The sequence below is a fragment of the Enterococcus faecalis genome, assembly GCF_029024925.1.
Lineage (GTDB): Bacteria > Bacillota > Bacilli > Lactobacillales > Enterococcaceae > Enterococcus > Enterococcus faecalis.
Genome location: NZ_CP118962.1, coordinates 1,909,309 through 1,935,282, shown reverse-complemented (window position 1 = coordinate 1,935,282; position 25,974 = coordinate 1,909,309). Strand labels below are relative to the sequence as shown.

At 34.1% G+C, this 25,974-nt stretch carries 42 protein-coding genes, 1 tRNA gene, 1 other RNA gene and 1 pseudogene; 37 read left to right on the top strand and 8 right to left on the bottom strand.

The window, feature by feature from the left end; all coding sequences use genetic code 11:
- Nucleotides 1-11: 11 nt before the first annotated feature.
- Both PYW42_RS09630 and PYW42_RS09625 read right to left on the bottom strand, forming a co-directional pair.
- Complete coding sequence (locus PYW42_RS09630; RefSeq protein ID WP_002389263.1) at nucleotides 12-857, bottom strand: PhzF family phenazine biosynthesis protein; 846 nt, start codon at nucleotides 855-857, stop codon at nucleotides 12-14.
- A 56-nt stretch (nucleotides 858-913) separates the two neighbouring features.
- On the bottom strand, nucleotides 914-1,765 hold the full coding sequence (locus PYW42_RS09625) for a PucR family transcriptional regulator (protein WP_002383772.1): 852 nt from the start codon (nucleotides 1,763-1,765) through the stop codon (nucleotides 914-916).
- A gap of 77 nt (nucleotides 1,766-1,842) precedes the next feature.
- Between PYW42_RS09625 and tadA the strand changes: the two genes are divergently transcribed.
- Nucleotides 1,843-2,364, top strand: a complete 522-nt coding sequence (gene tadA / locus PYW42_RS09620) for a tRNA adenosine(34) deaminase TadA (RefSeq protein WP_002389160.1) — start codon at nucleotides 1,843-1,845, stop codon at nucleotides 2,362-2,364.
- A 37-nt stretch (nucleotides 2,365-2,401) separates the two neighbouring features.
- An RNA gene (gene ffs, locus PYW42_RS09615) (signal recognition particle sRNA small type) lies at nucleotides 2,402-2,498 on the top strand.
- 59 nt (nucleotides 2,499-2,557) lie between these two features.
- Here the strand turns inward: ffs and PYW42_RS09610 are convergent.
- The 6 genes from PYW42_RS09610 to PYW42_RS09585 form a co-directional block, all read right to left on the bottom strand.
- The gene (locus PYW42_RS09610; RefSeq protein ID WP_002389338.1) at nucleotides 2,558-3,694 is read right to left on the bottom strand and encodes a tyrosine-type recombinase/integrase; all 1,137 of its coding nucleotides are present in this window, start codon (nucleotides 3,692-3,694) and stop codon (nucleotides 2,558-2,560) included.
- 66 nt (nucleotides 3,695-3,760) lie between these two features.
- Nucleotides 3,761-4,333, bottom strand: a complete 573-nt coding sequence (locus PYW42_RS09605) for a hypothetical protein (RefSeq protein WP_002388998.1) — start codon at nucleotides 4,331-4,333, stop codon at nucleotides 3,761-3,763.
- Between the two features lie 60 nt (nucleotides 4,334-4,393).
- Entirely contained in the window at nucleotides 4,394-4,594 is a 201-nt protein-coding gene (locus PYW42_RS09600; protein WP_002389192.1) for a hypothetical protein, read from the bottom strand.
- A 41-nt stretch (nucleotides 4,595-4,635) separates the two neighbouring features.
- Nucleotides 4,636-5,190 carry a hypothetical protein gene (locus tag PYW42_RS09595; RefSeq protein WP_002389038.1) on the bottom strand — a complete coding sequence of 185 codons (555 nt, stop codon included), beginning with the start codon at nucleotides 5,188-5,190 and terminating at the stop codon, nucleotides 4,636-4,638.
- 87 nt (nucleotides 5,191-5,277) lie between these two features.
- Nucleotides 5,278-5,793 (bottom strand): ImmA/IrrE family metallo-endopeptidase, encoded by a 516-nt coding sequence (locus PYW42_RS09590; protein WP_002406281.1) that lies wholly within the window; start codon nucleotides 5,791-5,793, stop codon nucleotides 5,278-5,280.
- Complete coding sequence (locus PYW42_RS09585; protein WP_002389244.1) at nucleotides 5,768-6,340, bottom strand: helix-turn-helix domain-containing protein; 573 nt, start codon at nucleotides 6,338-6,340, stop codon at nucleotides 5,768-5,770. The genes PYW42_RS09590 and PYW42_RS09585 overlap by 26 nt, the downstream gene beginning before the upstream one ends.
- Nucleotides 6,341-6,498: 158 nt before the next feature.
- Between PYW42_RS09585 and PYW42_RS09580 the strand changes: the two genes are divergently transcribed.
- From PYW42_RS09580 to PYW42_RS09410, 35 genes and pseudogenes are all read left to right on the top strand, one after another.
- A complete protein-coding gene (locus PYW42_RS09580; RefSeq protein ID WP_002389146.1) occupies nucleotides 6,499-6,732 on the top strand; it encodes a DUF739 family protein in 234 nt (77 codons plus the stop codon).
- 81 nt (nucleotides 6,733-6,813) lie between these two features.
- Complete coding sequence (locus PYW42_RS09575) at nucleotides 6,814-7,533, top strand: phage antirepressor KilAC domain-containing protein (protein WP_002389123.1); 720 nt, start codon at nucleotides 6,814-6,816, stop codon at nucleotides 7,531-7,533.
- Nucleotides 7,534-7,548: 15 nt separating this feature from the next.
- Nucleotides 7,549-7,797 carry a hypothetical protein gene (locus PYW42_RS09570; protein ID WP_002389279.1) on the top strand — a complete coding sequence of 83 codons (249 nt, stop codon included), beginning with the start codon at nucleotides 7,549-7,551 and terminating at the stop codon, nucleotides 7,795-7,797.
- A gap of 21 nt (nucleotides 7,798-7,818) precedes the next feature.
- Entirely contained in the window at nucleotides 7,819-7,992 is a 174-nt protein-coding gene (locus PYW42_RS09565) for a hypothetical protein (RefSeq protein WP_002369040.1), read from the top strand.
- Nucleotides 7,989-8,114 (top strand): hypothetical protein, encoded by a 126-nt coding sequence (locus tag PYW42_RS09560; protein ID WP_002389306.1) that lies wholly within the window; start codon nucleotides 7,989-7,991, stop codon nucleotides 8,112-8,114. Before PYW42_RS09565 ends, PYW42_RS09560 begins: the two co-directional genes overlap by 4 nt.
- Nucleotides 8,099-8,254: a hypothetical protein gene (locus PYW42_RS09555; protein WP_002389151.1), complete on the top strand. Its 156-nt coding sequence runs from the start codon at nucleotides 8,099-8,101 to the stop codon at nucleotides 8,252-8,254. The genes PYW42_RS09560 and PYW42_RS09555 overlap by 16 nt, the downstream gene beginning before the upstream one ends.
- Before the next feature lie 56 nt (nucleotides 8,255-8,310).
- Nucleotides 8,311-8,547, top strand: a complete 237-nt coding sequence (locus tag PYW42_RS09550) for a hypothetical protein (RefSeq protein ID WP_002389004.1) — start codon at nucleotides 8,311-8,313, stop codon at nucleotides 8,545-8,547.
- Nucleotides 8,548-9,225, top strand: coding sequence for an ERF family protein (locus PYW42_RS09545; RefSeq protein ID WP_002389124.1), 678 nt, complete (start codon nucleotides 8,548-8,550; stop codon nucleotides 9,223-9,225). It begins immediately after the preceding gene.
- Complete coding sequence (locus PYW42_RS09540; RefSeq protein WP_002410850.1) at nucleotides 9,210-10,148, top strand: DUF1351 domain-containing protein; 939 nt, start codon at nucleotides 9,210-9,212, stop codon at nucleotides 10,146-10,148. Before PYW42_RS09545 ends, PYW42_RS09540 begins: the two co-directional genes overlap by 16 nt.
- On the top strand, nucleotides 10,145-10,825 hold the full coding sequence (locus tag PYW42_RS09535; protein WP_002389197.1) for a putative HNHc nuclease: 681 nt from the start codon (nucleotides 10,145-10,147) through the stop codon (nucleotides 10,823-10,825). Before PYW42_RS09540 ends, PYW42_RS09535 begins: the two co-directional genes overlap by 4 nt.
- Before the next feature lie 4 nt (nucleotides 10,826-10,829).
- On the top strand, nucleotides 10,830-11,786 hold the full coding sequence (locus PYW42_RS09530) for a phage replisome organizer N-terminal domain-containing protein (protein ID WP_002389312.1): 957 nt from the start codon (nucleotides 10,830-10,832) through the stop codon (nucleotides 11,784-11,786).
- 3 nt (nucleotides 11,787-11,789) lie between these two features.
- A complete protein-coding gene (locus tag PYW42_RS09525; RefSeq protein ID WP_002389023.1) occupies nucleotides 11,790-12,314 on the top strand; it encodes a hypothetical protein in 525 nt (174 codons plus the stop codon).
- Nucleotides 12,315-12,441: 127 nt separating this feature from the next.
- Entirely contained in the window at nucleotides 12,442-12,669 is a 228-nt protein-coding gene (locus PYW42_RS09520; protein WP_002389214.1) for a hypothetical protein, read from the top strand.
- 56 nt (nucleotides 12,670-12,725) lie between these two features.
- Nucleotides 12,726-13,190 (top strand): class I SAM-dependent methyltransferase, encoded by a 465-nt coding sequence (locus PYW42_RS09515; RefSeq protein ID WP_002389342.1) that lies wholly within the window; start codon nucleotides 12,726-12,728, stop codon nucleotides 13,188-13,190.
- Nucleotide 13,191: 1 nt separating this feature from the next.
- A complete protein-coding gene (locus tag PYW42_RS09510; protein WP_016024806.1) occupies nucleotides 13,192-13,512 on the top strand; it encodes a hypothetical protein in 321 nt (106 codons plus the stop codon).
- Between the two features lie 20 nt (nucleotides 13,513-13,532).
- Nucleotides 13,533-13,943, top strand: a complete 411-nt coding sequence (locus PYW42_RS09505; RefSeq protein ID WP_002406561.1) for a YopX family protein — start codon at nucleotides 13,533-13,535, stop codon at nucleotides 13,941-13,943.
- Nucleotides 13,940-14,107, top strand: coding sequence for a hypothetical protein (locus tag PYW42_RS09500; RefSeq protein WP_002389257.1), 168 nt, complete (start codon nucleotides 13,940-13,942; stop codon nucleotides 14,105-14,107). The genes PYW42_RS09505 and PYW42_RS09500 overlap by 4 nt, the downstream gene beginning before the upstream one ends.
- Nucleotides 14,100-14,705, top strand: a complete 606-nt coding sequence (locus PYW42_RS09495) for a DUF3850 domain-containing protein (RefSeq protein ID WP_002389116.1) — start codon at nucleotides 14,100-14,102, stop codon at nucleotides 14,703-14,705. Before PYW42_RS09500 ends, PYW42_RS09495 begins: the two co-directional genes overlap by 8 nt.
- Nucleotides 14,706-14,718: 13 nt before the next feature.
- Nucleotides 14,719-15,204 (top strand): hypothetical protein, encoded by a 486-nt coding sequence (locus tag PYW42_RS09490; protein WP_002389003.1) that lies wholly within the window; start codon nucleotides 14,719-14,721, stop codon nucleotides 15,202-15,204.
- A complete protein-coding gene (locus tag PYW42_RS09485; protein ID WP_002389222.1) occupies nucleotides 15,205-15,387 on the top strand; it encodes a hypothetical protein in 183 nt (60 codons plus the stop codon).
- A gap of 182 nt (nucleotides 15,388-15,569) precedes the next feature.
- A complete protein-coding gene (locus tag PYW42_RS09480; RefSeq protein ID WP_002389002.1) occupies nucleotides 15,570-15,770 on the top strand; it encodes a hypothetical protein in 201 nt (66 codons plus the stop codon).
- Between the two features lie 144 nt (nucleotides 15,771-15,914).
- Nucleotides 15,915-16,331 carry an ArpU family phage packaging/lysis transcriptional regulator gene (locus PYW42_RS09475; RefSeq protein ID WP_002389074.1) on the top strand — a complete coding sequence of 139 codons (417 nt, stop codon included), beginning with the start codon at nucleotides 15,915-15,917 and terminating at the stop codon, nucleotides 16,329-16,331.
- A gap of 224 nt (nucleotides 16,332-16,555) precedes the next feature.
- Nucleotides 16,556-16,628 (top strand) — tRNA-Asn (locus PYW42_RS09470).
- Between the two features lie 166 nt (nucleotides 16,629-16,794).
- Nucleotides 16,795-17,244 carry a hypothetical protein gene (locus PYW42_RS09465; RefSeq protein ID WP_002389057.1) on the top strand — a complete coding sequence of 150 codons (450 nt, stop codon included), beginning with the start codon at nucleotides 16,795-16,797 and terminating at the stop codon, nucleotides 17,242-17,244.
- Between the two features lie 54 nt (nucleotides 17,245-17,298).
- Nucleotides 17,299-17,721, top strand: a pseudogene (locus PYW42_RS09460) (ParB N-terminal domain-containing protein); the annotation flags it as partial.
- Between the two features lie 85 nt (nucleotides 17,722-17,806).
- Entirely contained in the window at nucleotides 17,807-18,415 is a 609-nt protein-coding gene (locus PYW42_RS09455) for a Mom family adenine methylcarbamoylation protein (RefSeq protein ID WP_002389006.1), read from the top strand.
- A gap of 136 nt (nucleotides 18,416-18,551) precedes the next feature.
- Complete coding sequence (locus PYW42_RS09450) at nucleotides 18,552-18,740, top strand: hypothetical protein (RefSeq protein ID WP_002389167.1); 189 nt, start codon at nucleotides 18,552-18,554, stop codon at nucleotides 18,738-18,740.
- 44 nt (nucleotides 18,741-18,784) lie between these two features.
- Nucleotides 18,785-19,705 carry a hypothetical protein gene (locus PYW42_RS09445; RefSeq protein ID WP_002389113.1) on the top strand — a complete coding sequence of 307 codons (921 nt, stop codon included), beginning with the start codon at nucleotides 18,785-18,787 and terminating at the stop codon, nucleotides 19,703-19,705.
- Between the two features lie 47 nt (nucleotides 19,706-19,752).
- Nucleotides 19,753-20,547 (top strand): phage terminase small subunit, encoded by a 795-nt coding sequence (gene terS / locus PYW42_RS09440; protein ID WP_002389091.1) that lies wholly within the window; start codon nucleotides 19,753-19,755, stop codon nucleotides 20,545-20,547.
- Nucleotides 20,540-21,994, top strand: coding sequence for a DEAD/DEAH box helicase family protein (locus PYW42_RS09435; protein ID WP_002389107.1), 1,455 nt, complete (start codon nucleotides 20,540-20,542; stop codon nucleotides 21,992-21,994). The genes terS and PYW42_RS09435 overlap by 8 nt, the downstream gene beginning before the upstream one ends.
- Before the next feature lie 4 nt (nucleotides 21,995-21,998).
- Nucleotides 21,999-23,612: a phage portal protein gene (locus PYW42_RS09430; protein WP_002389154.1), complete on the top strand. Its 1,614-nt coding sequence runs from the start codon at nucleotides 21,999-22,001 to the stop codon at nucleotides 23,610-23,612.
- 5 nt (nucleotides 23,613-23,617) lie between these two features.
- Entirely contained in the window at nucleotides 23,618-24,556 is a 939-nt protein-coding gene (locus PYW42_RS09425) for a minor capsid protein (protein WP_002406567.1), read from the top strand.
- The gene (locus PYW42_RS09420) at nucleotides 24,557-24,826 is read left to right on the top strand and encodes a hypothetical protein (RefSeq protein WP_002406568.1); all 270 of its coding nucleotides are present in this window, start codon (nucleotides 24,557-24,559) and stop codon (nucleotides 24,824-24,826) included.
- Nucleotides 24,827-24,918: 92 nt separating this feature from the next.
- Nucleotides 24,919-25,197: a hypothetical protein gene (locus PYW42_RS09415; protein WP_002389065.1), complete on the top strand. Its 279-nt coding sequence runs from the start codon at nucleotides 24,919-24,921 to the stop codon at nucleotides 25,195-25,197.
- Nucleotides 25,198-25,326: 129 nt separating this feature from the next.
- Nucleotides 25,327-25,968, top strand: a complete 642-nt coding sequence (locus PYW42_RS09410) for a DUF4355 domain-containing protein (RefSeq protein WP_002389050.1) — start codon at nucleotides 25,327-25,329, stop codon at nucleotides 25,966-25,968.
- Nucleotides 25,969-25,974 lie beyond the last annotated feature (6 nt).

The following is a 25,974-nucleotide window of genomic DNA, read 5'->3' as shown; positions in this document are numbered from 1 at the left end:
CATCTTTTTTTTTATAAAAATAATTCTTTTGTTTCAACATAATAGCCTCTGCCACCAACTAGAACTTGATCAATTGTCTTTTGAGGTGTAGTGTTCAAACACACTAAGACTTCTGAAGGAGCGTTTAAGGTATAACCTTGGACGAAAGTGTAATTGGTTTTTTGTAAAATTTGGTGATGGTGCAGATAACAAGCTAACGCACCGTTTGATGTACCAGTAGCGGCTTCTTCATCGATGTCATAAAGGGGTGCAAAATTCCTACAAATGATATTTTCTTCAGACAAAGCAAAAAGATGCATCCCGATAACTCTATACTTTTGACTAAGTAACTTAATTTTTTCAAAGTTTGGTTGTAAATCCTGTAATAATTGCGCATTTTTAATGGGAACCAAAATATCTTTTAGGCCCGTTGACACAATCTGGATAGGAAAAGCAGTTGCCACTGCGTTTAAATCAAAGCAGCCGCTCAATTCTTCTAAAGTGAGCGTATCATAAAAAGTTGGGACAGTTTGTTCCATAAATAGTTGTTCACCGTTAGCCGTGATTGCGAGCAAACCGCTGTTCGTTTCGATTGTATATTCTGTTTGCAATAATTTATTTAAGTGCTTCATAATGGTGAAAGCGCCAATTGTCGCGTGGCCACATAAGTCGACTTCTTCTTTTGGTGTAAAATATTCAAGGCGGAAATCAGCAATCTTTGAGTCTGAAATAAAAGCAGTTTCTGCAAATCCTAGTTCTTTGGCGATGGCCATTTTTTGGGTTCTCGTTAAGGGCTGTGTCATAAAAACAACGCCTGCTTTGTTGCCACCTTCGTGGTTTTTACTAAATGCACTAGCGACATATGCGGTAATTTTCATTGGAACGCCTACTTTCTAATTGGGAATAAAAAACATACGAGTAAAAAATGGACGTACTACTTTCTTAATAACAAATAACAAAAGATTAAATCATCCATTTTTTTTAAAGATAAGCCAGTTTGTTCAAAAAACTTTTCCAACCGATAGTGTAAAGTATTTCGATGCATAAATAAATCTTTTGCAGTGGAGCTGATATTGCCTTGATTTTTCCACAAAGCGCTGATGATTGGCTGAATATCGGTGTCTTTATTTAATAAACGACGATAATACTCAACAAGTACATTTTGGCTCATGGCTTCCTTGGTAAAATAGTGGAGGGCAACATCGGTTAAACTAAAAACAGTCGTCCGACTAGAGGAATTAAGTTCTTCTGAAAAAATACGTTGTTCTTCATGGAAACAACGCCGGAGAATGTCTTCAGAGGAATAAAAATTGCCAACAAATACAGCACTAGTGCAATCAAAGTCTGTATCTAATGTTAAAAAGATTCCTTGAATTTCTTCTTGTTGAAAGGTATTTTTTGACTGTTCTTCAACTAAAATATACATATTATTACTTGGACTGAAACAATCAACTGTATCTGGAAACATCTTTGTTAAATTAAATTGCCATTCAGCTTGTAATTCTTTTGTGACATTCGTTTGAATTTGCAACATACGAAAGGTCCCTTCGGCAGGTAATTTTGCCTGTTGAAATAAGTAACTGAACCAAGGATGGTTACCAGTAATTGTTGGGTTTTCAGAAATTGGGAAAAGCGCTTCCAACAAATGCTGTTCTTTAATACTTAAGAAAGCTTTATTCACAATGAAAAATTGGTCGTCAACAGGAATTGAATAGGTGGCTTCGGAACCAATTGTTTTTGATAAATAGCCTTTGGGATAAAGCTGAGATAAATTTTCAATAATCATAGACACACCTCACTGATTTATTGTACCATGAAGCAAGACAGAAGTTTAGTGGGAAAAAGCCGAAAGGTGGAAATTAATTGGGAAAAAAAGAAACAACGTTAACACAAGAAGAAAAAGAATTTTTTATGCGAGAAGCCATTGCAGAAGCGAAAAAAGCAGAAGGTTTGGCTGAGGTGCCTATTGGAGCTGTAATTGTTCGGCAAGGGGAAATTATTGGCCGCGGGCATAATCTGAGAGAAGCACGGCAAGAAGCAACGGCGCATGCAGAAATGTATGCAATCCAAGAAGCGTGTCGCGGGATAGAAAATTGGCGTCTAGAAGAAACCCAATTATTTGTAACTTTAGAGCCTTGTCCAATGTGTAGTGGGGCGATGCTTTTAGCACGAATTCCAGAAGTTTATTATGGCGCAACCGATCCTAAAGCAGGCACTGCTGGCACATTGATGAATTTATTAGAAGATGAACGCTTCAATCATGTGGCCTATGTCGAAGCAGGCGTTTTAGAAGAAGAGTGTCGCTTATTGCTAGTTCAGTTCTTTAAAAAGTTACGGGCAAAGAGAAAAGAAGAGAAACTTTTAAAAAATCAAAAGAAAGACTAGTCAAAAGAATAAAAATACGTTATACTAGGTTTTGCCGAAAGGCTAGGACAATGGCGGGCTAGTGAATTGTGTCAGATCCGGAAGGAAGCAGCACTAAGCAAGTGCCGCCATGTGTCTGAATTATAGTTGATATCAAAGGCTTTAAGCCTTTTTTTATTTGTTTTGAATTAAAAAAGGGGCACGAAAGGGGCAATTACTTGCCATATTTATTTAGAGCTTCTACCAGATTTGTTTTAGCTTTTTTTGTAACATGAGTATAAATTTTTAAAGTTGTTTCCGTGTCAACGTGGCCTACACGTTCCATTATTGCTTTTACTGGTACATTTAATTCTGCAAGTAGTGAAATATGAGAATGTCTAAAAATATGACTTGATATAGTTTTGTTTATTTTATTTTTACCTAGACTTTCATTAGCTTTCTTTAGAGAGGCATTGAATGAATTAACTTGAATTGGGTTGCCCGTTTTGCCAACAAATAGATAATTTGTTTGCTCTTTGAATTTTATTTCTCTTTCTAAAATTAACTCTTCGATTATTTCTACAGCTCTATTTGATAATTCTACTTTCCTGAATGATGCTAGAGTTTTAGGTAATTCTTTTGTAGCGTTTTTATAACCGTTAGAATAATCCAAAGTCCCATTAACTAAAATAGCATGTTCATTTTTTACATAATCATTTATAGTAAGACTAATTGCTTCACCAGCTCTTAATCCAGTTAAATACATAAACTCTGCTAAACGACCATGATGGACACTTTGAAATGTAGAATAATAATAGCTTAATAATTGATAAACCTCTCTCTCTTCGAGGTATTTACTTTCTATATTTTCAAAATTTTCTTTTGTTAGTGGGGGTTTAACAACTTTCACTCTATTGATAGGATTTTCATCAATCATTCCCATGTCTTGTGCATAAGTGAAGGACATGTTAAGCACACTTTTGAATTTTTTCTTATACTCCCACGAATGCGGTAAATCATTAATAAAGTCTTGGAAAAATTTTGTATCTGTGTTTCTTATGAGTACATCAACATTCATATTGGAAAATATATATTTTAAAATTTTTCCGTAAGCTTTAACTGATGTTTTCCTAATAGATAATTGATGTTGTTGCCACCAGCTATTTAAGAGATTCTCTAATGATACTTTTTTTTGATCTTTTTTCTCCATTCGATTATTAATCTTATCCTGTAACTCCATCATCGCTTGTTTTTTCGCTTGGTTAGACTTCGAATTAAGTGTAACTGAAACACGTCGATATTTTTCTGTGTACGGATCTTTATATCGCTCAAAGTATTTATATTTTCCATTAGGAAGTTCCTCAATCCACAATTTTAAAACTCCTTTCGAATGTATGTTCTTAATTTTTGAAAAAGAAAAGCCCTAAGGCTATTTCTTTTATTGTACAGGTATTTCAAATGTAGCAGCTTGACCAGTACGATTTGAATCATATTTTTTGAATAATATTTTGATGTTTCCACCAGGATTTTGAACGCCATATGCGGCCTGAGCCCCACTCATTGTTGCTCCAACAGGTGTTGGCTTTGCTCCTGTGGTAGAGACGGGATAAGTTTCACCCATTATTCCGGCACTATCTACCACATTTTCTGGCATAATAAATAAATCTTGAATGTCATCTTCATATCCTAGATTTTCATAAGTATAAGAAATTATAACTACTTGCTGTGGTGATTTATCTGAATAGGGGTTTCTTTCATCTGTAGAAGTCACGCTGTCAATTTTGAGTTTCCATTGATTGGGAACTTCCCACCATTCACCTAAATTATAAACTGTCTTTTTATTATCGCTAGTTGATTCAGTACTGGTACTGGTTTTTGTAGCAGATGTTTTTTCAGTTATTTTTGTTGTGCTAGTTTCTTTTTTGTTTTTTTCAGGTGCAGTACTAGAAGAATCGCAAGCACCTAAAGTCAATGAAGATAGTAGTAAAATACTGATAGTTATTTTTTTCATTTTTAAGACTCCATTCAATTATTTTTATAAACTAAATTAAAACTGTAAAATTTAGGGTGATTATTTGAACAAATCCCAAAAGCTAAAAGTTGTTTTATTATATACTTTATTATACATAGCTTTCTTGGGGTTCTTAATGAAACCAGTTCCTTTTTGCCCATAACCAGGAATTACTGCTTTTTTAAACTTACGTTTAGCTTTTCCAGTAGTACGAGCACTTATTGATTTTTTTATACTTGGTTTACGCATTCCTACTTTCATGGTTGTATCCTTTCTTTAAATAACAAAACTACGCATTTTTATTATTTTTCTTCTGAGGCAGTTACATTTTTATACATATCTACTTTAAGCAAAGGAAGTGTATTGTTATCACCTAAGTTTGTAGTATAGTCATAAGAACCAGCAAATGAAGCCCAAAATAAAATTTCATCATCTTGTAAAACTTTGGAATAAACATTATCTTTTAATACCGCTAACATAACATACTCTCTATCGTTTTTTGCATAAGTAACATAGCCCATGTAATAAATATATTCATCACTTGGTTCATCTACAATTTGAATTATTTTAGCTAATGAATATACCTTCTCGCCTTTATGTGCCTTTTCATCTCTTAACATCGAATTAACTCTAACGTTAGAATTATAGCTTTTTGGATCTGCGGTTTTATAATACTCAGATATCTTTTCTAATTTTTCCTTTTGTTCAGTGGAATCTTGATCAACTAAAATTTTATAGGTCTTTGAAGATTCTTGTGTAGAAGATTTCGAAGAATCAGGGTTCACATTTTTAGAACAACCAACAAATATTACTACGACAAATAATAAAAAAGCCATAGATGCAAATATTTTTTTCATTTTTAAAGCTCCCCATTTCTGATATAATGTATTTATTGAATAATTCTCATAATGAGGAAAGAGTTCCGTGTTGTAGCACGGGCTTTTTTATTGTAAATTTGTATTTAAAATCATGACTGATAAATCATTAAACTCGAAAATTCTTCCTTTATAAAAATGGGTATCACCAAATTTTTGTCGATAATAGGCGAGTACATTTTTGAGCGTTTCAACGTCTACCCCTAAAAATTCAGCACACGTGTAATGATTACTGAATCCTGATTCTGAACACTTAATTAGATCATCCAAAGTGACTAATTGTTCTAAAGCATATTGTCTAGCTTTTAGTTCTTGTTTACGATTTTCTAAACAATCTTGGTTTAATATGTCACCAAACGATGTATCGTGGTGGCCAAGTTCCTCAGCTAGCACATTCCTTTTTTTTATTAGACTCAACGATTTTTCAATATAAATTCTACCATCACGGTACAAACCATAGCATCCAGTATTTTGAAACAAATCTGTTTCAATAACTGGTGCTTTTTTCTGTACCTCTGACACCAACAGCTCATATTCGTTCATAAAATACTCCTGAAAATTATTCTTTATCATCTGAATCATCATCAAAAAGATGTTTACATTCTTTTTGCTTCCTATCATAATCAGCATCCACTTTATCTAGAAATTGATTAATTTTAAGTTTCTCTTCATCAGTAAATACTTTATCAGGGTCTGGTGAATGCGCAGCTAAAGTATCATATTTTTTCTTGTTAATGTTAACCACGTTATTAGAAGCTTTGTTTTGTTTTTCTAAATGAGACTTAGCTTCGTTATATATAAGCTGTTGGAGCTTGGGTTCTAACTGGTTGAATATAGGTACTATGTCGAAGTCATCTTTTTCACTAGATCTTTGTTCGTCAGGGATTCTTTTTTTAGAGACATCAAACCCCATTAGCCACGCTTCGTTAACATCTAAAGTTTTTGACAAAAGATAAATTCTATTTTGGTCAGGTGATTGCTTTCCAGTTACATATTGTGACAAAGTACTTTTACTCATTTTTATATTTAATTCTTTTTGATATGGTTCTGACAAACGCAGAATATCAACTTGTTTTAAATTGCGCTCACTCATAAGTTGCTTTAGACGAGCAGATGTTTTAACTCTATCCATTGGTACACCTCCTTATAGATTTAAGTATACAAGATATTGAATATATCTTCAACGAAAAAATTCATGAATCATGAACTTTTTCGTTGACAATAAGAAATGAACAATGTATTATATGGTTATAAAGTTCATGTTCATGAACTTGAAGGAGGTGTTTATAAATGTGCTATGATTACTCAAAATTAGCAGGAAGAATTGTTGAAAAGTTTGGAACTCAATATAATTTTGCTATCGCAATGGGATTGTCGGAGAGAACAATATCATTGAAAATGAACGGGAAAGTCTCTTGGAAAGACACTGAAATTACGAAAGCTTGCAAATTGCTAGACTTGGAAACAAATTTTATTCATTTATATTTTTTTAAAGAGAAAGTTCATGTTTGTGAACAAAGGTAGTTTTGGAAGTATACAAATGAAAAAGGAAAAGTGTTCCATTAATGGAACGAAAGACAACCAGAATAGAAGGGATGAAACCGTATGAACGAACTAATTAAAGTTACAACAAATGAAAATGATGAACAGTTAGTTAACGGTAGAGAGTTATATGAATTTCTGGGAGTTAAAGATAATTATACTGATTGGTTTAAACGAATGATTAAATACGGGTTTGATGAAAACGTTGATTTTATCAGTTTCTCGGAAAAATCCGATAAACCTTTTGGTGGTCGCCCACAAGTAAATCATTATGTGAAACTAGACATGGCTAAGGAAATTTCAATGCTACAACGTACCGAAAGAGGAAAGCAAGCTCGTAGATATTTTATTCAACTAGAAAAGTTTTGGAATAGCCCAGAAATGCTGACTAAACGAGCTCTTGAATTTCAACAGAAAAAAATAGAAGTATTACAACTAGAAAATGAATCATTAAAACCTAAAGCATTATTTGCAGATGCCGTTGATGCAAGTAAGACTTCCATTTTAATCGGTGACCTAGCTAAGCTAATCAAGCAAAACGGCATCGACATTGGGCAGAATCGTTTATTCCAATGGCTGCGAGACAATGGGTATCTAATTGCTCGAAAAGGTGAAAGCTACAATATGCCAACCCAGCGGTCACTTGATTTGGGAATTGCGGAAATCAAGGAACGAACCCATAACAATCCAGATGGAAGTATTCGAATTAGTCGAACGCCGAAAATTACTGGTAAAGGGCAAATATATTTTGTTAACAAGTTCTTACATGACAAGACAGCATAGAAAGGAGATGTCTACATGCAAATCACACTAGCAAAGACTATCGATTTACAGCAAGCTTGGATGGCAAAAGATGAAGCAATTGTTTATTTTGGCTATCAGCATCACAAACCAACATTTCAAAAACTTCTGAGAGAGTTTAAGGAACATAAAGAATTTAAAGATGGATATAGACTCGTTACATCATGCATGCCAATTATCCACATTCAGAAATTTGATGAATTTTTGGTTTGGCGGGAAAAAAACAAGTATAAGCGAAATAAATAGACGTTATAGGAGGTAAATAATATGAGAAAAATTTATAACTTAAGAAGAATTGCAGTACTGCTTATTGTTTTCGGATTGGGTCTGCTAGTGGGTGGAAACTTTAATCCAATCATCCAAAATGTGTATATTGGATTGTTCATTATTTGGACATTATTTTATGACTTAGCTCTTGAAGATAGAGAGGTAAATAAATGACAAGGAAAGAAAAACTACAGCAAACGAAAAAACTTGCTGATTTATGGTACCAGCAACAAAAAAATCAAATATACATTATGCAACAAAAAGAGAGAAGGGAATTTAGATGTTTAAAGCAGTAGGAAAAGATAGTTTGAAAATTTACGTGGTTGAGGATACGAAAGCCCTGGTATTTCAAAAGCTTAAAGAAAAATATCCAGACACTGCGATAAATAAGGCTGTATTTCCAGAAGCGTTATTTATCCAAGAAACAAAAAAGTGACTTCCGCCGGCAAGCAAAAAGTCACAAACAAAATTAATTGATAGGAGAATTATAGCATGAGAGTGGAAGTGGATTCAATGCAAAGAATTGTCTTAATTGATAATCATTCACCTTATGGATCACTGATTTTTGAAAAGGATGCTATTAATAATCATGTTGCTGTTTACCAAGATAGCGAAGATGAAGAAGTTAGAACAGTATTCGAGAGTTTAGATGAAAGTGCTTATTTTAATCAAGTTGAATTAATCGAAGGACTTCAAAAAGTTATTTCATTACTGAAAGAAGGGGAATAAATGAACGAGAACAGCGAAAATTTAAAAGAATTGTTTGATGGGATGTATAAGCTAAAAAGCAAATTAATTCAACCAAGATTTGACGCAGAAGTTGCCTATACAACGAAAAAAGGTCCAATGAATTTCCAATATGCAACTCTAAAAGCGATTGAAGAAGCAATTAGAAAAGCTGCACAAGAATCAGAAAGCGGAATTGATTTCCAACAAAATGTCGTCAATGAGAATAATGCTTTAAAAGTCACAACAATTATTACTCATGTTAGTGGTCAATATATAGTTCATGGACCTTTTGAATTTCCAAACAGCGGGACAAATCCTCAAGGATTAGGAAGTTTAACGACATATGCAAGACGTTACTCGCTTTCGGCAGCGTTTGGAATTGCAGCAGATAAAGACGACGATGGCCAAACGGCAGCTGAAAAGAACAATGATACATCGAAAGTTAATTTGATTAGCGGTAAACAGTTAGCCACGTTAAACGATCATATCAGACAACTTTCTGAGTTATCGAATTCTGAACTTGACTATGTGCGGAATGAACTAAGTAAAGAATTGAATGTTGATGTCAATGAAAACATGCCGTCTAGTATGTTCAATAAAGCTGTTGAAGTTCTGAAACAATGGATACAACAATTCCAGCCACAACCAGAAGAAAACATTACATGGGGGCAAAGCTAATGACAAACGAATTAACAACAGAATTGCAGTTTAATGTTGATTTTAAAGCTAGTAAAATCACTATCCAAAATGAAGCACAGTTGGCTGAGATGGTTGAGAGCGCAGTTAAGCACTATTCAACAATGATTTTCACAGATGAAAACATTCCTGAAGCTAAAAAAGCAAGAGCAGACTTAAATAAAGTTGTAACGTTGCTAGATGATCAACGTAAAGAAGTTAAAAATCAATATGATAAGCCGTTAAAAGATTTTGAGGAAAAAATAAAAAAATATACTGAAAAAATAAGTGAAGTTAGTTCAGAAATTAACGAAAGCATCAAATCATACGAAGAAGCAGAGAAGCAGAAACGAAGCAAAAAGCTTCAAAAAGTGATTGCTGAAATGTCTGAAAACTACAATGTATCCATTGACGAAATTGAAATTCCTAGTTCGTGGACTAATAAAACAGCTTTCACAGTTAAAGGTGAACCAAATAAGAAAACTATTGAGGAAATAGCGGCATCGATGGTAGCAGTTGCATCTGAAAAAGAACGTATAAAAAACGATAAGCTCATTGTTGAAAATTATGCTAAGGCAGTTGGCCTTGACTCGTTTTCTTGGGTCGCATTAATTGATAAAGGGTCTACTGCACCAGAGCTGATAAAAGAAATTGATTCCGCCGTTGCTTTAAAAAAAGAACAAGAAGAACGTGAAAGAGCAAAAAAAGAACACGACGAAGCCATTGCTGCTTTGAAAACTGAAACAATCAACAATAAAACAGTTGACACTGCTACAGGCGAAATCATCACAGAAGAAGCGCCAAAAACCTGCAAAAAACAACAAGAGAAAACAGTTACGTTAAGACTAACAGCAGAACATCAAAAGTTAGTTGCTCTAAACAATTTTATTATTAATAACGGGATTCAAGTGGAAGTGATTGAATGAACCTAAACAATGTTTATTCTGCTGTTATTAAGAGTTTGAAAAACAACTCAATAACAGCAGTAATAAACGAAGCAATAAATATTGAACGATTAAAAACCATGTATTTTGATTATACAGGGCCAAGAGAAGTTGAAATAAGATTTATTGATCCGAGAAAATTTAGTGTTGCCCAACGTCGATTTATCTTTGCAATGCTAGAGGATATATTCTCTTTCACAGGGCAAGAAACGGAAGTGTTAAAGGAAATGTTCTATCTCCGTTTTGAAGCGCTCCAGGGCTATGAAATTAGCCTCAGGAACGATTCAGAAAACACAATGGACGACGCAACAATTTTAGCGAACATTATTTTAAATTTCATCTTTGAAAATAACATTCCATTTAGAAAAGGCTATGACATTTTGCCAGCAAATCAAGAGTATTACTTTTACAAATGTATCACTAAACGAGTTTGTTGCATATGTGGAAAAACTGGTGCAGATATTGACCATTTCGATAAAGCTCTAGGTCGTCGCAAAAGAAAAAGCGTAGACCATACAGAATACACTTACGCTGGTTTGTGTCGATGCCATCACACCGAAAAACATAACATTGGTATTACAGCATTTAAGAAAAAATATCATGTTAAAGGTATCAAATTGAACCAAGAAACTATCAAAAAATTACACATAGGAGGCTAGATAAGTGGCTGAAATTAGCTGGATAAAATTAAGTACTAGTTTACCTGATAATAAGAAAATCAAACGAATACGCAAATTGCCAGATGGCGATCGAGTAATTTTGTTTTGGGTATTTTTACTAGCTCGTGCTGGTGAAAGCAACCAAAAAGGCGGATTGTTTTTAACTGATACTTTGCCCTATTCAGATGAAGATTTAGCAGCTGATTTTGATTTCACAGTTGAGTTTGTAAAATTTGCCATTTTAACTTTAGAAAAATACAGCATGGTAACAACCTATGAAGATGTAATTTTCATTAAGAATTGGGAAGAATACCAGGCCATTGATGGTATGGAAAAAGTCAAAGAGCAAAATCGCATTAGACAAGCGAAATACCGAGAAAAACAAAAGCAACTGTCATTAAGTAACGTTACTAGTAACGTTACACGTAACGCTGATGTAACGCTGAGTAACGGAACAGATAAAGATATAGATAAAGAAATAGATAAAGAAATAGATAAAGATAATAAAGAAGAGTCAAAGAAACCTCCTTGTAAATATTCTGACGAACATTTACGTCTTGCTCAAAAATTACAAAATAATTTAATCAATGATTTTCCAAGTGAAATGAAAAAAGTGAAGATTGAAAAATGGGCAGATGTTTTCAGATTAATCGAAGAACGAGATCAACAAACTATTGCAGCAATTGACTATGTTCTTGATTGGTTACCGACAAATTCATTTTGGTTTGGAAACATTAGAAGTGCTTCTAAGCTAAGAACGCAGTTTGAAAAACTAAAATTTGAAATCAAGAATGAAAAAGAACGTGGCCAACAACGAACGACTTACCAACGTCAAAATGTTAGGACTGAAAATTTACCAGAATGGGCAAAAGAACCAAATAAACAGCAAGAAGAAAAGCTATCGCCAGAAGAACAATTGGAACTTGATAGACAAATAAAAGAGTACATGGAGGGGAAATAGTGAATGACAAAGTACCCAACACAAGAATTAAAAAACAAAAGAAAAGCTCATGTCTTATTTATGAGTACAGAGGTAATGAAGAATATTTTTGAACTTGGTTATCCTTTCGAATTTTATGAAGCAAGTCACCAGTTTGCGATTCACTCACCGTTAGGGGTTATTGATTATTTCGCTATCTCAGGCACTTGGGTTGTTCGCAAAGGACAAGATAGAGGTAAGGGTATACGAAAAATGAAGCAGTACATTAAAAAAAGAGTAGGTGATTACGTGGAAAAAGTAAAAGTAGTGAAATGTAGTGGGTATCTTGATAAAGAGGGTAATATCACTAATCAAATTAAGCAGGCGATGCATTTTACAGACGATGAATTAGCGAATCTTGCTGCAGAAGTGGCAGGTGGAAAGGTCGTAAACGTTGTAATTCCACCAGAAAAGCCAAAACAATTACGTGAAAAAGCGAAAGAAGAATCATTTCAAGAAAAAACTAAGAAGAAAACAAAAAGTAATCAGTCGTGGATGAATAAGAAATAATTTGTTGTTTTTACGGCGTAATTTAACGACAGTTAAATTCAATAATTAGTTTAGGGTAATTAATCATAAATGATTTAAAACGCCTTAAATCGAAAAATAAAGCGGTAAAATTGTGAGGTAAAAAAATATGAAATTAACTAGTGTGACATTTAAACCGTCTGCTGAACGGTTTCCACCAATTGTGGCAATAGATTTAGACCAATTAACACCAGATGAATACGTGACACTTAGAAATTTGGGGTATGACACGCAACTTTCTAAAATTACAAAAAGGACCTTTGAAGAGTTGGAAGGCCATTTGGGAATTCGAGGAGACGTTGCAAAGAAAAATGGATTTTATGTATTAGTTAAATAATCAGAAAGGAGCGGAGATTTGCGGCCGCATTAAAAAGCTTTTTCTCCTTTGAAATTATGAAAAGAATACTTGATGCTTGCTGTGGTAGCAGAATGTTTTGGTTTGATAAGCAAAACGAACAAGTTTTGTTTATGGACAACAGAGAACATTACGAAAAATTAGACAGTGGGCATGTTATCGATGTTAATCCTAATCTAGTTGCAGATTTTAGAAAGATGCCTTTTGAAGATAACTCGTTTTATCATGTTGTATTTGATCCTCCGCATTTATTGAGGTGTGGTAATAACAGCTGGTTGGCTAAAAAATATGGCAAGCTAAACGAGAAAACTTGGAAAGAAGATATACAAAAAGGTTTTCATGAGTGTATGAGGGTTTTGAAGCCCAATGGGACGTTAGTTTTTAAATGGAACGAGGAACAAATCAAGTTATCTGAAATATTAAGCACAATTGATTGTGAGCCATTGTACGGCAATAAAAGAGCAAAAACACATTGGTTAGTATTTATGAAAGCGGGTGAATAAGATGAATGAGCAAATAAATTTGCTTGAGTTAGATAATGATAAACTTTGGCAATTTTATGGGCATTATTGTAATGACGATTGGTCCGCTAAGACAGAGACCGTGAATGGTGTTACTGACATAGTGCTAGGTTTTAGAGTTAAACTATCGAAAAATGAGCTGAGAAAAATATGCAGAGATGCCATTGAAATAAGCAGAATTAAGTATGGATATTCTGTCAGGTTTTTAACAAATAATGTAAAGAAAGAGCTGTTCGTTCGTTTTGACAACTACACCACTAGTAAAAAAAGAGATGTCTTTGAACATATAAATTTATATTTTTAAGCGGAAAGAGAGTAAAGAAGATGATCCCAAAATTTAGAGCAAGAGATCAAAGAGGTAACTGGCATATTGGACTTCTAACTTTTATGTTTGGCCAGTATGCCATCGTAAATGAATCAGATGAAAATTCGGTTTATCTGATTGATAAGGAAACAGTCGGACAATCAACAGGGTTGAAAGACAAGAACGGCGTTGAAATTTTTGAGGGTGATATTTTGAAAATAATAGAAGTAACAAATGAAGGTATTTCAGAATACATCACTGATGTTATTTGGGAAGACTGTTCATTCGTGTTTAAAAGTGAGGGTGTAGATTACTATGACTCTTTTTTAGGGGCATTTTCAGGAGATCCAAATAAGACATATCCACTTTTTGAACTATTAGTCATCGGAAATGTATGGGATAACTTAAAACTATTGGAGAGAACAGAATGAAACGATTAAAAATAAGCTATATAGATTTAGCTGTAATAATTGAAAGCATCTATTACGGAGAAGATGAAGATGTATCTGATATTGATGACTTATTGAAATATTTGCGTAATAACGGACATCTGTCTACTGTTTTAACAGTTTCAAGGGGGATTAGCGATGAATAAACAAGAATTTATTGAAACGTTAGAAGAAATTAGAGCAAATATAAATCGCAACGCAGAAATTAGTGATTATACTGATTTTTCGCGAGGTAAAAAAGACGCATATAACAACGCGATTGGCTTAGCAAAACAGATAGACGAACCAGAAAAAGTCGTGGTACCGAAGTTTGTTGCGGAATGGCTTGATAAACATAAGTATTCCACTGATATAATTGATCTCTTTTTAAGCGTTGAGTACGCAACTGATTCAGATGGGTTTGTTGCTGAAAAATGGGATTACAGCGGAGAATTTTATGATTGGTTGAGTAATAGTGCAGATATACAGTTTACGTTGTGCGACGCTATGAGGTATGGCTACGAAGTCGAGAAAGAGCCAACCATTCACGAGCTTAAAATTTTACCAGAATACTTTGAAGCGGTTGTTTCAGGGAATAAACGTTTTGAAATCCGTAAAAATGACCGTAACTATAAAAAAGGTGATATCTTACGCTTAAACGAATATCAAGAGGGACAATATACAGGTGATGTCCATGTCTCAGAAATAACGTACATTACAGATTATGCCCAACAAGATGGTTATGTCGTCTTAGGAATTAAGTGAAAGTGGGTAACTAATGAAAACTGATTTAACCAGACAAGCTGAGAAATGCTTGTGGCACTATACCAACAAAATGGGAGTATTCGGCTGTTTTGAGGTAACCATTGGCTGGTTTGGCAAGGAAAGAGTCGACTTTATGACTTATTCTACTGACAACACTATTAGATGTTATGAAATAAAAGTAACGTTGGCAGACTTAAAAAGTTCCGCAAAACAAACGTTTTTAGGTGATTATAACTATTTAGTTGTCACTAACGAATTATGGGAAAAGATTCAAGCCAATCCAGATTTAAAATGGAAATATAGTAATCAGGGAATACTAATTTTTTCTGAATTAAGACACAACTTAGGCATTACAAGTGTCAAAAAAGCGAAAAAGCAAAATGTCACATTAGGAACGCGAGCAACAGTTTTAGAAAGTATGGTGCGATCTTTGAATCGAGAAGTTGAGAAATTTTACAAGGTAAATCCTTTTTGGGGATTAAGTGAGGAGGTCAAATAAATGGAACAACTCTTATTAACAAAAACTGGTGAAAACGAAATCGGTATAAATGCTACAGGAATGGATGATAATGAAATTGTCTTCACGTTAGCTGCTGCTTTAATTGGATACAGCAAGGAATTGGGACTAACAGAAGCAATACTAAACGAAAGTATGTCCGTGCTGTGGAAAGATGGTGAATAAATGAAACGCAATTGGAAAAGAGTAATAAATAAAGTTAGTGGCATTGCAATAATGATTCTTGTAGCAAAAGCAGCCGTGAGTTATTTCGTGTATAGCAATGACATAACAAGCAGTGACCTCGTTTATTTCCTTTCATGCTCGTTTATTTTGGGGTTAGGGCTATATTTAGGGGGTTCAAGTGTATGAGTTATCCAGAAGTTTATATCTTAGGAAGGCAAGTTGATGGAGTGTACGTTGAGTATTCAGAGCCATATCTTTCAAAAATAGAAGCTGAACTTGATAAGCATCACTATGAAATTGGCCAATCAATGTCACATGATGCTGGCTCTTGGAAAATTTTAAAGTATGGCAGACCAATTACACTGGAGGTGCAACATGGGTAAGAAAAAATCAAAAATTAAAAAGAAAAAGCGTCGCTTGCAAGAAAAGGCGATTGCAAACGGCACTCAAAATTCTAAAAAATAAAAAAAGTCGGAATCGCTCCGACCAACCACATTGATATTATAACATAAAAGGAGCGATTTAACTTGATTCAATTGTTAAAAGAAGTTGATTTCAGTCAGACTAGAGCCAATGCGAGAGCCGTGTTGAAAAATTTTAGACGTTTGGACCGAATAGCTGGTCGTTCCTTAGTAGATGTTCGATCACCAATCATTACAGACATGCCCAAAGGTATAAAGCATGGGAACAAAGCAGAGGATGCGTTGATCCAGATGATGGATGTTGAAGCAGAACGTGATGCAATTTTAACAGCTTTGATGTCCTTAAGCATAATAAGTCGTCAAATTCTTCACTACAGTTTCTGTGTGCAGGACCATTACTCTAATTATAAAATCGCAAGAGAAGTTGGCTATTCTGAAAGAAGTATTCAAAGAATGAAATCAGAAGCTTTGATTGAATTCGCAGAAGCTTACCGCAATGGCAAAATAATTGCATATAAATAATTTTTGGCGGTTTTTTGGCGGAAAGTTGGCGGTTTTTATACGAATTTGAGTGCTAATATAGTAATATCGAAAGTCAAAGAAATGGACACATTACACAACACTTTCTGGTTTAGTCACCGTTTGATTTGACTTTCGATGGTCACTTGCAGACATACGTTCTCAATAAAATGAAGTGAGGTGAATAACCTCCTCTTTTTTCTACAAGTTTGCAAGTGACACGTTAATGGAATATAGCTCAGTTGGTAGAGCATACGACTGTTAATCGTAGGGTCATGAGTTCGAGTCTCGTTATTCCAGTAAGTGGCATAAGCTGCTTAAATAAAAATATCGTCAATAATTCAGTGTAACTACCTTTACGATCGAATGACGGTTAAGATTTCCCTCCTATCTGAGACTACACAAAAAGTGTAGTCTTCCTTTTATTTAATAAAATTGATATTATGAATGTAAAAGGAGGTTTATTATGGAGACTAACAATACATTTTCGAATCTATTAAAAAATTTCGACTATCCTAGAATCGAACCATCTATGAAATATGCGGAAAAACTAGAGACTGGTAGTAATTGGCTTGGAGACATTAATAGAGAAAAGAAGCAGCTACAAGAACTGCAGAAGTTAGCAAATGAATCTACATTAAAAAGTGAAGAACTTTTAAAACAGATTGCTGAAAATACATCTTATATTAAAGACTTAGTCATGATAAATAGAGAAACGCAATTAAATACAGAAGAATTAACTTACGTTATGAAATCAATTTACAAAGTTTCTAAGGCTGAGAATAAGCAAGAGGCTGATAGTTTGTTTTCTCAAGCAATTCAAGTCATAAATGATTCTGGAGAAGCTGCTGGAAATATAGCTAATTTAACTTCTTTATTGCTTGGCATATATACATTTGTTTCTACAATAATATAACTTGGACCTCAAATTATGAGGTCTTTTTTTATACATAAGTAAAGGAGTAAAATAATGCATATTGAAAAAATGAAATTATCAGATTTAAGGCCGGCGGAATATAATCCAAGAGTAAAATTGAATCCAGGTATGGCAGAATATGAAAAACTTAAACAATCAATTTTAGAATTTGGCTTTGTTGATCCTCCCATTTTTAATAAAAATACAGGAAACTTGGTTGGTGGACATCAACGCGTTACTGTTGCAAAAGAATTGGGGCTATTTGATGAGATAGAGGTTTCTGTGGTTGATTTACCATTGGATAAAGAGAAAGCTCTAAGCATAGCTTTAAATAAGATTTCTGGAAATTGGGATGAAGATAAACTAACAGAATTACTTAATGAACTAACTGCAGATAATTTGGAGTTAACAGGGTTTGACAACGAAGAATTAGAAATTTTAATTGAAGATGCTGACATTCCAAATTTTGAACCAGGTAGTATTGATGACCAAGGAGATTTGACGAAACTTGAACCGAAATTTGTTAAATGCCCATGTTGTGGAGAGGAGTTCGATTTAAGAGATGTTGAAAGTTGATTGGGCTACTCATGAAGCTACAAAGTATGCTTGCACGCACTTTCATTACAGCAAAAGTGTGCCTGTCGGAAAGCTCATTAAAATAGGAGCATGGGAAGATGGCCAATTTATAGGAGTAGTAATTTTTAGTAGAGGTGCAAATAAGAGCATAGGAAGCCCATATGGATTGGAACAAACAGAATGCTGTGAACTAACTAGGGTTGCTTTAACCAATCACAAGACGTTTGTATCTGAAATTTTGGCCAAAGCAATTAAGTTCCTAAAAGAATTTAATCCAAGCATGCAATTAATAGTAAGCTATGCAGATACGGACCAAAACCATCATGGAGGTATCTATCAAGCAACAAACTGGATATATACTGGAAAGACAGATGGGGAACGCTATTTCATTGTTAATGGAAAAAAGACACATCCTAAGTCTATCCATGCTAAGTATGGGACAGGATCTCAAAGGTTAGAATTTTTGCATAAACATGTGGATCCAAAAGCTTCCATTTATGAATCAAAAGGTAAACATAAGTATTTAATGCCACTAAATAAAAAGATACGTAAAAAAATCATTAAATTATCAAAACCTTATCCAAAAGCTAAATAAAAAGAGACAAGTGCGCTAACACTTGCCTCAATTCAACGAGATACGAATACCCCGAAGACACAGAGAATTCCCACGCGTGGATTTTCGACACCCTCCGTGTCTTTTAGCATTATATAATAGTGCGAGGTATTCTACAATGGAAACATTTGATTATGAAGTTCAGCAAGCTTTAGAAAAGCAAAAGATTGCGGAAGAAAACAACAAGATTATCAGGGCTGCAAAGGCTCAATGGATAAGTAACTTTAAAGCAGGTCATATCAAATTGAATACAGTTAAGGACCTAAAAGACTTAATTGAAATTGAAAGTCATTTGAAAGAGCTATAGGTTTTGTCGTATACTTTAATAAAAATGTATTAAAGGAGATTAATATGGCAAAAGAAAAGAATGAAAAGAAAGCTAATTCCGATAAGGGTGAAATCAAAGAAACGAATTTAAAAAAATGTTTTTTTATAACGCCAATTGGAGAAAAGAATTCTAATGAATTTAAGAAGCTAAAAGCTATAGTAGAAAATGTATTAAATAAAGTGTTGGAAAAATATGATTACGAGTTAATAATAGCCCATGAAATACATTCTATGGGTTCGATTGGAGATCAAGTATTCACAAATATAATTGGAGCTGATTTAGTTATATCTAACTTATCTGGGTGGAACGCTAATGTAATGTATGAAACGGCAGTAGCTCATTCTTTTGGGAAACCTACTATAATGATTTGCGAGAGTGGAACAGAACTTCCATTTGATTTAATAAATGATAGAACAATATTTTTCGAGGATACTATCGAAGGAACTGGAGCCTTAATAGAAGAGTTGGATAAAAAGATTCCTAAAATTAGTGAAGACTCTACGGCTGATAATCCAGTTACGAGAGTAATTCGCAGAAAGGCTCTCGAAGATGATTTGAAGGGTGAAACAGACAATGATTCAAGGATTCTGGGACTACTTCTTGATATGGATAAACGATTAAGCATGTACGAAGATAGTAACATAATAGAAAAGAAAAAAATAAATACTGGAAATATTGAAAGGATTCGTGCAAAAATATATTACAAAAATGAAGGAAATATCAATGTTATTGATGAACTTGAAGGCTATTTATTTGAAAAATATAGAGACACTGTACAAATCGTTTCGGTAACATCAGGAAATAGGTATGAAGATAGAAATAGTGAAGTGATGAAAGTCATAATAGTAAATTCTTTGTATTCTCCAGCAAAGATATTCAAAGATATTGAGATTACACTAGGAAAACTAGGAATGGTTGATATTTCTGTCAAAGTTTTTCCGTAAAACAAAACTCAATTCAACAAGTATTGTGAGGTGGTGTTATATGTCAGATGGATAAAAAGGAACAAGCAAAGAAATATTATGAAAAAGGTTGGAAATACAAGGATATTTCCGAAAAGCTTTCTGTACCTCTCAACACATTGAAGTCATGGAGAAAACGTGATAAATGGGAAAGAGGGGGTGCAACCAAAGAGGTGCAACCTACAAATAGGGGTGCACCTAAAGGTAATCAAAATGCTATAGGCAATAAAGGTAATAGTCGAGCCTCGCCACCAAAAAGAAATAAGAATGCTGTTAAAACTGGCGAATACGAAACAATATTTGCCGATATGTTATCTGACGAAGAAAAGGACATCTATTCTACTATGAATGATGATCCTTTTTTTATTTTGGATGAAGAAATAAGAATCCTGAAAATTCGCCAATATAGAATGCTTAAACGCATAAAAGATGCAGAGGCTGGCTTAAATGATGAAGAAGTTGAACGTTTGCAGCAGCTTCGCAAAGTTAAAGAGCCATCGGTAATTGATGGGAAAATGGTTACTGTTAAGAGAGAAGTTTTAAAAGATGTACAAGTCACTCGTAAAACATTTAGAAAGTTAGATGACATCCTGGCTATTGAAGATGCGTTGACTCGCGTTAGCAATCAATTAATAAAGGCGATTAAGCAACAAAAAGAATTATTGTCGACAGATAAAAAATCTCTTTTAATGGAGGCTCAAATTGAGAAGATAAAGCTTGAGACAGACAAATTAAGTGGCGGATCATCTAACGATGAAGCTGACTCTTGGAAACAAGCAGTTATAAATGCAGCAAATAAGCGGGCGGTGGAAGAAAATGAATAAAGAGTTTATTCCGTTTGCCGATATTGGTGCAGCAATTGATTACTACTACGATAAACCAGTTGCTTTTTGTCAGGATATTTTGCATCTTGATCCAGATGAATGGCAGGATAAGGTCTTGGATGATTTGGCTAAATTCCCAAAAGTCTCAGTTAGATCAGGGCAGGGTGTTGGAAAAACGGCGTTGGAGGCTGGTGCTATTCTTTGGTTTCTAACATGCCGGCCATATGCAAAAGTAATAGCAACTGCTCCGACGATGAAACAATTATACGATGTTCTATGGGCAGAAGTGGCTAAGTGGCTGAATAACAGCTTGATTAAAGACTTACTTAAATGGACCAAGACGAAAATTTATATGGTTGGCGATTCAGAACGATGGTTTGCTACAGCTCGAACAGCAACTAAACCAGAAAATATGCAAGGATTTCACGAAGACCATATGTTAATAGTGGTTGATGAAGCATCAGGTGTTGCTGATCCCATTATGGAAGCAATATTAGGTACTCTTTCAGGATTTGACAATAAATTACTAATGTGTGGGAACCCCAACAATATTGAAGGGGTTTTTTATGATTCGCATAATACAGATAGAGACAAGTATAGAACGCACAAAGTTTCTAGTTACGATAGCAAACGTACTAACAAAGAAAATATTCAAATGCTCATCGATAAGTATGGTGAGAATAGCGATGTAGCTCGTGTTCGTATTTATGGTGAATTTCCCAAAGGCGCACTTGATTCATTTATCAGCCTTGAAATTGTTGAGTTTGCCAAAGATATTAATATTTCTGATTCAGAATTAAAACATGTTAGAGAAGGACACATAGGTGTCGATGTGGCTCGTTTTGGTGATGATTCAACGATAGTATTTCCTAGAATCGGAGCTAAAGCATTGCCATTTGAAAAATATAGTAAGCAAGATACCATGCAGACCACTGGTCGAGTTTTAAAAGCGGCGAAAAGGATGATGGATGACTATCCTACAATAAAAAAAGTGTTCATCAAAGTAGATGATACAGGTGTTGGTGGAGGTGTTACTGATAGACTTAAAGAAGTAATTAGCGATGAAAAACTTCCCTATGAAGTAATTCCGGTAAATAATGGAGAATCTTCTACAGACGATTATTATGCAAATAAAGGAACACAAATATGGGGAGATGTTAAAGAACTGTTAGAACAAAACATTTCCAATTCGATTAATGGTCAAGGGCCGACGATAGAACTTCCTGATAATGCAAATCTAATCAAAGAATTGAGCACACGTAAATTTAAAATGACTAGCAATGGAAAAATCCGTTTAGAAAGTAAAGAAGATATGAAAAAGCGTAATGTTGGCAGTCCAGATATTGCTGATGCGTTAACGTTAGCGTTTTACGAGCCATTTAGACCAGAACCTATAAACGTTAAAAAAGCTATTAATACGTTCAAAAAATTAGGATTAAGTAGGTGATAGAGTGAATAATAAATTATTGAACGGTTCTAGATTTGATAAAGAAGCAAATCTAGTTTATAAAGTGCCAGTAAGCAAACTGCCTACTCGAATAATGCAATATTCGAACGGAGAAAAAGAAGAAGTCGTAGATTTTGAGCATCAAGATGTTTTTAATATGATTGTAAAATTTGTTCGACACCATAAAGAAAAACAAGTTCCTCGCCTTAAAGAATTAAAGCGTTATTCTTTAGCGCAAAATAATATTAAGTTTACTGAAGATAAAAGTGAAAATCGAGCAGACAACAAGATTGCAAATGATTGGGCTAGATTTATTGTCAATTTTAAAAAAGGCGTGTTATTAGGTAATCCTTTGAAGTACAATGGCGATAAAACTATAGCTGACAAAATTAATGATTTTTCTAGCAAATCAAATGAAGATTATCATAATCAGTTAATGTTAGACGACTTACTCGTTTATGGAAGAGCGTTTGAATATATTGGTAGAGATGAATACGGTAAAGAAATGTTAGCTAAATTCAGTGCAGAAGAGACGTTCGTTATTTATGATACAACGACAAACAAGAATTCTGTATGTGCTATTCACTGTTATGATCTGGAGTTTAACGATGAAACATTTAGTTATATCGATATTTATGCCAATGATGGCTATTTTTATCAACATGAATCAAAAAATCAAGACTATGAACAATCTAAATTAATTGATAAATATCAAACTTTCTTTGATTCTATTCAAGTAAATGAATGGATTAACAATGAAGAGCGTTTAGGAGACTTTGAAACAGTTTTAGATAATATAGATGCATATGATTTATCACAATCTTCAATGGCTAATTTCCAACAAGATTCATCTGAAGCTTATTTAGTTATTAAAGGAAACCCCGAAACTGCTATAGGTGATGAAGAAGGTAATTCTGCAGTAGACGTTTTAAACGACATGATAAAAGCTAGATTGTTAATATTAGGGGATAAGAAATATTATGGTGATGGTCAAACAGGTAGCGATCCTGATGCATACTATTTGAAAAAAGAGTATGATACACAAGGAACAGAGGCATATAATGACCGTTTGGTTTCTGACATGTTGCGCTTCACTTCTTTAATTGATTTTACTGACGAAAACATTGGTAGTAATCAGTCTGGTATTGGATTTAGATTTAAAGGTTGGGGAAGTGACAATGATAGAAAGAACAAAGAAAGAATGGTCAAAAAAGCAATCATGAGAAGACTAAGATTATTAACTTATTCTTGGTCATTGAAAGATAACTTAAATAAACCAACAGGGCTTGCTGAGAAAGTTAAGTCTTTTTTTGTATCTAGAGATAATGATAAAGAGCTGCTTTTTGAAAAGGTGAATGCTATAGAGATATTATTTACACCAAACGTTCCTCAATCGGATAAAGAAATTATGGAAGTTATTGCCGGAATGGTTGGAATTGTTTCAGACGAAACACTTTGCGAAATGGCGGCTAAATTGACTGGTGTTCCTGTTCAAACAGAACTAAATAGGTTGAAAAAGGAAAATCAGCCAGATACATTATCCGATGAAGAAGCAGCGAAGCTTAAAGAAAAACAGGCAGAGTTTTTGGCGAATCAGTCGGAAACAGAGGAGGACTGATTTAGATGTCCTATTTGAAAGATCGTGAAGATGCTTGGATCAAAGAGCAGATGAAGCTAGATCGTAATAGAGAAAAAGAAATTGTTAAACAGCTTCAAAATGCTATTGATGCGATTCAAACTGAAATTGAAGCTAACTGGGATAGATTTTCCAATGGTCAAAAGATTACGATTAGCGAAGCAAGAAAAATGGCTAATAAGATGGACGTAAAACGCTTTGAGAGAAAAGCGAAGGAATATGTAAAAAATAAGGACTTTAGCCCGCAAGCCAATAAAGAATTGAAAATCTATAACTTAGTAATGCGAGTGTCTAGATTAGAGCTATTAAAGTCTCAGATTGGTTTAGAATTAATCACGTTGTTTGATGAGCTAGATAAGTGGGGATATTCTCAGTTAACTGAAGCGGCAAAAGAGGAATATTTAAGACAGGCGGGAATACTAGGCGAAACCGTTCAAGAAAATTATTCGTCTAAGGTTAGAAAAATTGTTAATGCCTCATTCAAATCAAGTGACTTCCCTTCGTTTAGTGATAACATTTGGCAAAATTTTGTTGAAATGAAAGCTGATTTAGAAAAAATAATCACTCAGGCAATCACTCAAGGTAAAAATCCAAGAGCCGTAGCAAAAGAGATAGCTAAATTTTTAAAGCCTAACCAATTAAATATAAGATACAAGCTAAATAGGCTAATGATGACTGAAATATCTGGTATTCAAACAGATATTCAAAAGCAAAGTTACTTGGATGCAGATATCGAAGAATATGATTACATTGCAGAACCGTTTGCCTGTGAAATATGTAAAAAAGTGGCTAAAGGAAGCCCTTATAGAGTATTAAAGATGAAAAAAGGTATTAATGCTCCTTATATGCATCCTCATTGTAAATGCTCTACTGTCCCTAAAGTTAGTGAGGATTATGATAAGTCGCTGAAAGAAAGATGTTTGTAAATGGATAATCTATATAAATGCAATCAATGTCATAAATACACTCCGTTAGTTAGAAAATCTGAAAATATCACGAAGGATATTGAACACCATTATGCTGAATGTGCCAACTGTGGGTATAAAGCGACAATTATGTATATGAATACCGAAATTAAGTTATTAATGCATGAACAAAGAAAAACAAACTTTGGCACAAAAAAGAAAGGTAAATTGACGGAAAAGCTAAACAGATTAATTTCTGAATTAAGAAAAGAAGTTGAGGAATCACTTTGAAAACATGACAGAAAGGCGTGATTCTATGAACGACGATCCATACGATTACCTAGATGCTGATTATGAAGAATATTTAAGAAAGGAAGAAGTAAATGAAAGCACGAAAGAAACCAGTAGTGATTGAAACTGTAATTTTTTTAGGTTTTTATGGGAAGGATCGCAATTTCAGTGAAAGACCTAAGTGGCTGGAGAGAGCAATCTATGTTGATAAAAAAATTGAATTTTTTGATGTTCCTGAAAAATTAACTATCCATACTATTGAAGGACCAATTTATGCAATTCCTGGTGATTACATCATAAAAGGCGTTAATGGCGAACTTTATCCGTGCAAGCCGGACATATTTGAAAAAACTTATGAGATTATTGAGTAGAGTCTAACAAACGTTAGACTTTTTATATTGCCTTCTTACTGCTTGCAGGCATTAAAGAGAAAGCTGTTTCGATTGATAGGCGTAACTTATCAAATATATCGGGTAGCGGCGTAACCGTGGAGGATAATCATGAAAACAAAAAAACTATTATTGCCAATGCATTTACAATTCTTTGCTGATAATCTAGATACTGGCACTGGGGGTACGGACCAACCGGCCGGAGGTCAAGAGCAAACACCGCCAGGAGATGGCGGCAAAGATAAAGGTAATGGAAAAACGTTTTCTCGTGATGAAGTAGCAAAAATGATTGCTGCTGAAGTATCAAAAACAAAAGAAGCTTGGGAAAAAGAGCTTCAAGAGAAACAAGAAGAAGCTGATAAATTAGCCAAAATGAATGATCAGGAGAAAAATGATCATGAAAAGCAGAAGTTACTTGAAAAAATCAAAGAGCTGGAAAGTGCGCAAAACTTAGCTGAAATGTCTAAGACTGCTACTAAAATGTTTTCTGATAAAGGTATTCAAGCGACTGAGGGATTACTTTCGTTAGTAGTAAAGGAAACAGCAGAGGAGACATCTGAAAATGTTAAAGCTGTTGTAAAACTTATCGAAACTGAACGTGAAACGATTAAAGCAGATTTTGAGAAACGAATTGGTTCTAAACTCCCACTTGATGGAAATGCTGATGCTAGCTTATCTCGTGGTGCACAAATGGCTAAACAAGCAAATAATCAAAATAAAGCGCCTGAAAATAATCTTTGGGCGACAAATTAGGAGGAA